The 6,219-nt window shown below is 70.8% G+C and carries 5 protein-coding genes and 1 pseudogene; 1 reads left to right on the forward strand and 5 read right to left on the reverse strand.

What is annotated here, in order from left to right; translation table 11 throughout:
• From AB0915_RS37830 to AB0915_RS37850, 5 genes and pseudogenes are all read right to left on the reverse strand, one after another.
• A pseudogene (locus AB0915_RS37830) lies at positions 1 to 635 on the reverse strand ((2Fe-2S)-binding protein); the annotation flags it as partial.
• Positions 632 to 1,528 (reverse strand): FAD binding domain-containing protein, encoded by an 897-nt coding sequence (locus AB0915_RS37835; RefSeq protein ID WP_366695757.1) that lies wholly within the window; start codon positions 1,526 to 1,528, stop codon positions 632 to 634. The gene AB0915_RS37835 and the pseudogene AB0915_RS37830, both read right to left, overlap by 4 nt.
• Positions 1,529 to 1,847: 319 nt before the next feature.
• Positions 1,848 to 3,491 (reverse strand): beta-N-acetylhexosaminidase, encoded by a 1,644-nt coding sequence (locus AB0915_RS37840; RefSeq protein WP_366695759.1) that lies wholly within the window; start codon positions 3,489 to 3,491, stop codon positions 1,848 to 1,850.
• A gap of 111 nt (positions 3,492 to 3,602) precedes the next feature.
• Entirely contained in the window at positions 3,603 to 3,896 is a 294-nt protein-coding gene (locus AB0915_RS37845) for a DUF3039 domain-containing protein (RefSeq protein WP_063756076.1), read from the reverse strand.
• Between the two features lie 29 nt (positions 3,897 to 3,925).
• The gene (locus AB0915_RS37850; RefSeq protein WP_358857662.1) at positions 3,926 to 4,486 is read right to left on the reverse strand and encodes a YqgE/AlgH family protein; all 561 of its coding nucleotides are present in this window, start codon (positions 4,484 to 4,486) and stop codon (positions 3,926 to 3,928) included.
• Positions 4,487 to 4,763: 277 nt separating this feature from the next.
• Between AB0915_RS37850 and murA the strand changes: the two genes are divergently transcribed.
• Positions 4,764 to 6,104: a UDP-N-acetylglucosamine 1-carboxyvinyltransferase gene (murA, locus tag AB0915_RS37855; RefSeq protein ID WP_358857661.1), complete on the forward strand. Its 1,341-nt coding sequence runs from the start codon at positions 4,764 to 4,766 to the stop codon at positions 6,102 to 6,104.
• Positions 6,105 to 6,219: the final 115 nt, after the last annotated feature.

A 6,219-nucleotide genomic window follows, 5' to 3' on the forward strand; every position in this document is an offset into this window, starting at 1 on the left:
CGTCTGCGGCGGCCGCCCGGTCGGAGACCTCGATCGCCGTCACGGCTCCGAAGGCGACGACGAGCGCCGCCAGTACGGCTCCGATGATCTGGAGCGTACCACTGGGACGCCGCCACCGAGGCCGCGAACTCGCCGGACTCCTCCGGCAGGTCGCCCTCGGCGACCGGGATCGTCCACTGGCCGGTGTGGCCGGAGGTCTCGGCGGCCGTCGCCTCGGCGAAGTTCCACTCGCCGGTCGAGGCCGGCGTTTCGCCCTGCTGCGGGTACTGCTCGTGCTGCGGGTACTCCGGAAGCTGCTGGTGCTGCTGATGCAGCTGTTCGTTCGGGTCCGGCCAGTGCACCGCGCCCGTCGCCTGATGCTCCGTCTCCTGGCCCTGCGTGCTCCGCGTCTGCACGACCCAGCTGCCCGTCGCCGCCGGGTCGAGCCCGGCCGCGGGGGTCAGCGGCACGATCATCGGCGGTACGTAGCCCTGGCCGGGAGCGGCCAGCGGGATGTTCGCCAGGTCCTCCGGGGGCAGATGGACGAAGGCCGTCGCCTCGGCGTCGTACTCGCCGCCCTGCGCGGTCGGCTGCCAGCCGCCGTGCTCGTCGGCGGTGCCCTCGTTGTTCCTGTTGTCGGCGTTGCTGTTGCTCACGACAGTGCCCTCCCCAGCGCGCGTCGGGCGAGCGCGGCGACCGTACGCCGCAGATGCAGTACGGCGGGGGGCAGCGGTGGCGCCTCTCCCCCGTCGGCGGGCGGCGGCTGGTCCGGGATGCAGGCGGCGGCGACGTACTCGCCGAAGGCGGCCAGCGCGTCGGGCGCCAGGCCCCGTTCGCCGTCCCAGTCGATCAGCGAGGCGATCCAGCGCTCGGCCTCCAGCGGACGCAGCGGCATCGGTGCGATCGCGCCGACCGCGCAGCGCACCCCGCGCCGGGCCGGATCGAGGACGATCGCGACGGATGCGGTGGCGCGGCCGGGGCCGGTGCGGCCGGTCGCCTTGAAGAAGACCTGGGGGGCGTGCAGCAGCGGTACGCGGATGAAGGCGATCAGCTCCGCGGGTTCGAGCATCTCCCGGCCGGCCAGCAGGTGCGAGACGGGAATCTCGCGGCGGGCGCCGCCTGGGCCCGCGATGACGAGCTCCGCCTCCAGGGCGGCAAGCACGGGAAGGGCGTCGCCGGTCGGGGCCGCGGTGGCGATGTTGCCGCCGAGCGTCCCGGCGTTACGGATCTGGGGCGGGCCCGCGGCGCGCGCGGACGCGGCCAGGGCGGGGATCAGTGCGGCGAAGTCGGGCCGGCCCATGCGTGCGTGGGTGAGCCCGGCGCCGAGCAGTGCGTGACCGTCCTGGTAGTGCCAGCCGCGGAGCTCGCTGATGCGGCCGAGGCCGACGAGTCCGGAGGGGCGCAGCAGCCCCTTGTTGACGGCCGACATCAAGTCCGTGCCGCCGGCCACGGGAACGGCGGCCGGCATGGCGCCCAGTGCCGCCACGGCCTCGTCGAGCGAGGCGGGCAGCATCACCGTCTGCGTCGCCTGCGGTGCGTGCGTGGTCAACCCAGCTGCCCCTTCCCGGTGTCCCGGCGTCCCGCTTGTTTCGCCGTACGGTACGTGCTCAAAGCCCGGACGTGGCAACTCTGGCACATCTTCTGATCGGACCGACGCGAGGGTCCGCGAAGGGCGCATCCGCCCCCGACCTGGGGGATGCTCCCGTTTCGCGCCCCTTATGCACAGAGTGCGAATTGCCACTCTTCGGTAAGGTTTGTACGACTTATTCCCTTCCAGGGAAGCGCGGTTCCGGCAGGGCCGGCGAGAGTGCTTCCGGCCACCACGGTCCCAGGAACCGCGGTGGCCGTGCCCCGGTCCGCGAGCGGGATCACACGTTCGGGGGCGCACCCTCGATCGGACGTCCGAGGATGCCGGGGCGCTTCTGCCATGGCAACGGGCCGCCCGGCGGGCGGTAATCGACGCCGAGCGCGTCAAGTCGGGCATAGTGCATGGTCATCCGACGCTCGAAGTCGGCGAAGTCCCGGTCGGCGGAGGCGGGCAGTGACGACCAGGCGACCTCCGCGAACGCCGCGAGCCGCGGAAAGACCTGGTAGTCGACGCGGGACCGGTTCTGCATGACCTCGGTCCACACGTTGGCCTGGGTGCCAAGGATGTGACGGATCGCCTCGTCGGTCAGGCCCGGCGGTACGGGTTCGAAGCGGTAGACGTCCTCCAGGGTGCGTACGTACCCGATGGGCATCGGCTCATCGGGGCCGCCGTGCTGACGGTGGTCCAGATAGACCTGCTGCTCCGGGCACATCACGACGTCGTGCCCGGCCTCGGCGGCGGCGACGCCACCTGCGTACCCGCGCCACGACGACACCGCCGCGCCGTCCGCGAGGCCGCCCTCGAGGATCTCGTCCCAGCCGATGAGGCGGCGGCCGCGCGCGGTGAGCCAGTTGTCGAAGTGCCTGATGAACCAGGACTGCAGCTCGTCCTCGTCGGCCAGGCCGAGTTCCTTGATCCGGGCCTGCGCGGCCGGGGACGCCTTCCACTGGTCCTTGGGACATTCGTCGCCGCCGATGTGGATGAACGGCGAGGTGGCGGCCGGGAAGAGATCGAGGATCTCCTCGAAGACGCCCTCGTAGAAGCGGAGGGTGTGGTCGGTGGGGGCGAGCACGTTCACAGTGACGCCCCAGGTGTCCCGGACGGAGAGGGTGGTGGTGTCGATGACGTCGGTGTTGCCCAGTTCCGGGTAGGCGCTGATGGCGGCCTGCGAGTGGCCCGGGATGTCGATCTCGGGGACGACACGGATGTGCCGCTCGGCGGCGTAGGCGACGATCTCGCGGATGTCGTCCTGGGTGTAGTGGCCGCCGTACGGGGTCTCGTCCCACAGCTGTGACGCACGGTGTCCGTGCTTGGTACGGGTGCGCCAGGAACCGATCTCGGTGAGCTTCGGGAAGCGCTTGATCTCCACACGCCAGCCCTGGTCGTCGGTGAGGTGGAAGTGAAAGACGTTCAGCTTGTGGGCGGCGAGGAGGTCGAGGTAGCGCAGGATGTCGTCCTTGGGCAGGAAATGCCGTGAGACATCGAGCATCAGGCCGCGCCAGGAGAACCGGGGGCGGTCCTCGACGGTGCAGCCCGGGACGCGCCACTGCCGCTCCGGGTCCACGGGGGCCCGCCGGTGGGCGTCGGGGCCGAGGAGTTGGCGCAGGGTCTGTGTACCCCAGTGGACTCCGGCCGCGCCGCCGCCCAGCACGGTGACGCCGTCGCCGTCCACGGACAGCCGGTACCCCTCGGGGCCCAGCTCCGCGGCCACCTCGGGGTCGGTCCGCAGGCGGATCGCGTTCCCGTTCCCGGCCTTGCCCGGCGCCAACCGCAGCCCGGTCGCCGCGGCGAGAGCACCGCACAGGTGGCGTGCGATGCGCTCCGTGCCGGGATGCGCGACGACAACGGTGTCCTGATCAAGAACGAAGTCGGCCGTGGAGTTCGTGGCGCGCAGCGGCGCCGGAATCAGATCCTCGATGCCCATGACGTCATTACAGCCCACGCCACGCACACGGGGATGACGGCTGTACGCAAAACCCCCGGGGCGCGCATCAGCGCGCTCCGGGGGCTCGGCCCGAACGGTCTTGCGGACGGACTACTTCTTGTCCTTGCCGCCCTTGCCCTTGTCCTTGTCGCCACCGGCGCCCATGGACTCGTAGATCTCCTTGCACATGGGACAGACCGGATACTTCTTGGGGTCGCGCCCCGGCACCCAGACCTTTCCGCACAGTGCGACCACGGGGGTGCCCTCCAGGGCACTCGCCATGATCTTGTCCTTCTGGACGTAATGGGCGTAGCGCTCGTGGTCGCCGTCGCCGCTCGACACCTGCGGTGTCGGCTCTACGAGGGTCCCCGTACCTGCCCCGCGCTCGGGCTCAAGAGTGCTCATAACAGCCAGGGTACTGAAAGCCCCGCGGTTCAGTTGAGCGAAGGGTCGTCCGGGTAGGTGGCAATCATGGCGAGTTCACTGCGCTGACGGCGCAGGACCGCCCGCCACAGATGTTCCGGACGCGGCGAGGAGACGTCTCCGGGCTCCGACTCCACCACATACCAGGCGCCCTCGGTCAGCTCCGCCTCCAGCTGCCCGGGGCCCCAGCCCGCGTACCCCGCGAAGATCCGCAGCGAGCCGAGCGCCGCGGCCAGCAGTTCCGGCGGCGCCTCCAGGTCCACCAGACCGATCGCCCCGTACACCCTGCGCCAGCCGAGCGGCCCTTCGTCGCCGGGGATCACCGCGACGCCGAGCGCCGAGTCGAGGGAGACCGGACCGCCCTGGAAGACGACGTCCGGTTCGCCGGTCAGGCCGGCCCAGGACTCGAGGATGTCACCGACGCCGACCGGGGTCGGGCGGTTCAGGACGACGCCGAGCGAGCCCTCCTCGTCGTGGTCGAGGAGCAGCACCACCGCGCGGTCGAAATTCGGGTCCGCGAGCGCGGGTGTGGCCACGAGCAGTCGCCCTGTGAGCGAGGACACCTCGGTCATGGCAGAAATGATCCCGCATCTTGGCCCTCCGTGGGGACCAAGTGACGCGCCGGTCCGGCGACGGAGTCCGAGCGCAGCTCAGGGCGCACGAGTGCGTGGGGAGCGCCCAGCCCTGGAGGCCGGTACGGGCGGTGACCCTCTGCGAGGCGTGGCGAGCAGAGCGTGTTGTGGCTGATTCATGACGTTCGTACACCCCCTGCCGCCTTACGGACCGGGGGTGGAGGGCCATTACCCTTTCGGTTGGCCCCCTGCCCGACCACTCCGGAACGCGAGATTCATGACCGGCACAGACGATGTCCTGCTTGTCCACGGCGGAACCCCGCTGGAGGGCGAGATCCGCGTCCGAGGCGCCAAGAACCTGGTGCCGAAGGCAATGGTCGCCGCGCTGCTCGGCAGCGGGCCGAGTCGGCTGCGCAATGTGCCCGACATCCGCGATGTGCGGGTCGTGCGGGGGCTGCTGCAGTTGCACGGTGTGACGGTCCGGCCCGGTGACGAGCCGGGCGAGCTGATCCTGGACCCCACCCATGTCGAGAGCGCCAACGTCGCTGACATCGATGCCCACGCGGGCTCGTCGCGCATCCCGATCCTGTTCTGCGGCCCGCTGCTGCACCGGCTGGGCCACGCCTTCATTCCGGGACTCGGCGGCTGCGACATCGGCGGACGTCCGATCGACTTCCACTTCGACGTGCTGCGGCAGTTCGGCGCGACGATCGAGAAGCGGGCCGACGGCCAGTACCTGGAGGCCCCGCAGCGGCTGCGCGGCACGAAGATCCGGCTGCCGTACCCGTCGGTGGGCTCCACCGAGCAGGTGCTGCTGACGGCGGTGCTCGCCGAGGGTGTCACCGAGCTGTCCAACGCGGCCGTGGAGCCGGAGATCGAGGACCTCATCTGCGTACTGCAGAAGATGGGCGCGATCATCTCCATGGACACCGACCGGACCATCCGGATCACGGGCGTCGACCGGCTCGACGGGTACACGCACCGGGCGATCCCGGACCGCCTGGAGGCGGCCTCCTGGGCGTCCGCGGCGCTGGCGACCGAGGGCAACATCTATGTACGGGGCGCACAGCAGCGCTCGATGATGACGTTCCTCAACACCTTCCGCCGGGTCGGCGGCGCCTTCGAGATCGACGACGAGGGCATCCGCTTCTGGCACCCGGGCGGCGCGCTGAACGCCATCGCCCTGGAGACGGACGTGCACCCCGGCTTCCAGACGGACTGGCAGCAGCCGCTCGTCGTGGCGCTGACGCAGGCCACCGGGCTGTCCATCGTCCACGAGACGGTGTACGAGTCCCGGCTCGGGTTCACCTCCGCGCTCAACCAGATGGGCGCGCACATCCAGCTCTACCGCGAGTGCCTGGGCGGCTCCGACTGCCGCTTCGGCCAGCGGAACTTCCTGCACTCGGCGGTCGTCTCCGGCCCGACGAAGCTGGAGGGCGCGGATCTGGTCATTCCTGACCTGCGTGGCGGTTTCTCGTACCTGATCGCCGCGCTGGCGGCTCAGGGGACGTCGCGGGTGCACGGGATCGATCTGATCAACCGTGGCTACGAGAACTTCATGGAGAAGCTGGAGAAGCTCGGAGCGAAGGTCGAGCTGCCGGGCGGCTCGCTGGTCTGACGGCCGAGGGCCGGATCGGGGGCCCGGGGGCAGTGCGACGCTGTTGGTAGTCGCGGGCCAGGCGGCGGTTGCGGACCAGCCAGCCGAACGTCCGTTCCACGACCCAGCGGCGGGG

It is taken from the genome of Streptomyces sp. NPDC048411 (assembly GCF_040704695.1).
In the GTDB taxonomy this organism is placed as follows: domain Bacteria; phylum Actinomycetota; class Actinomycetes; order Streptomycetales; family Streptomycetaceae; genus Streptomyces.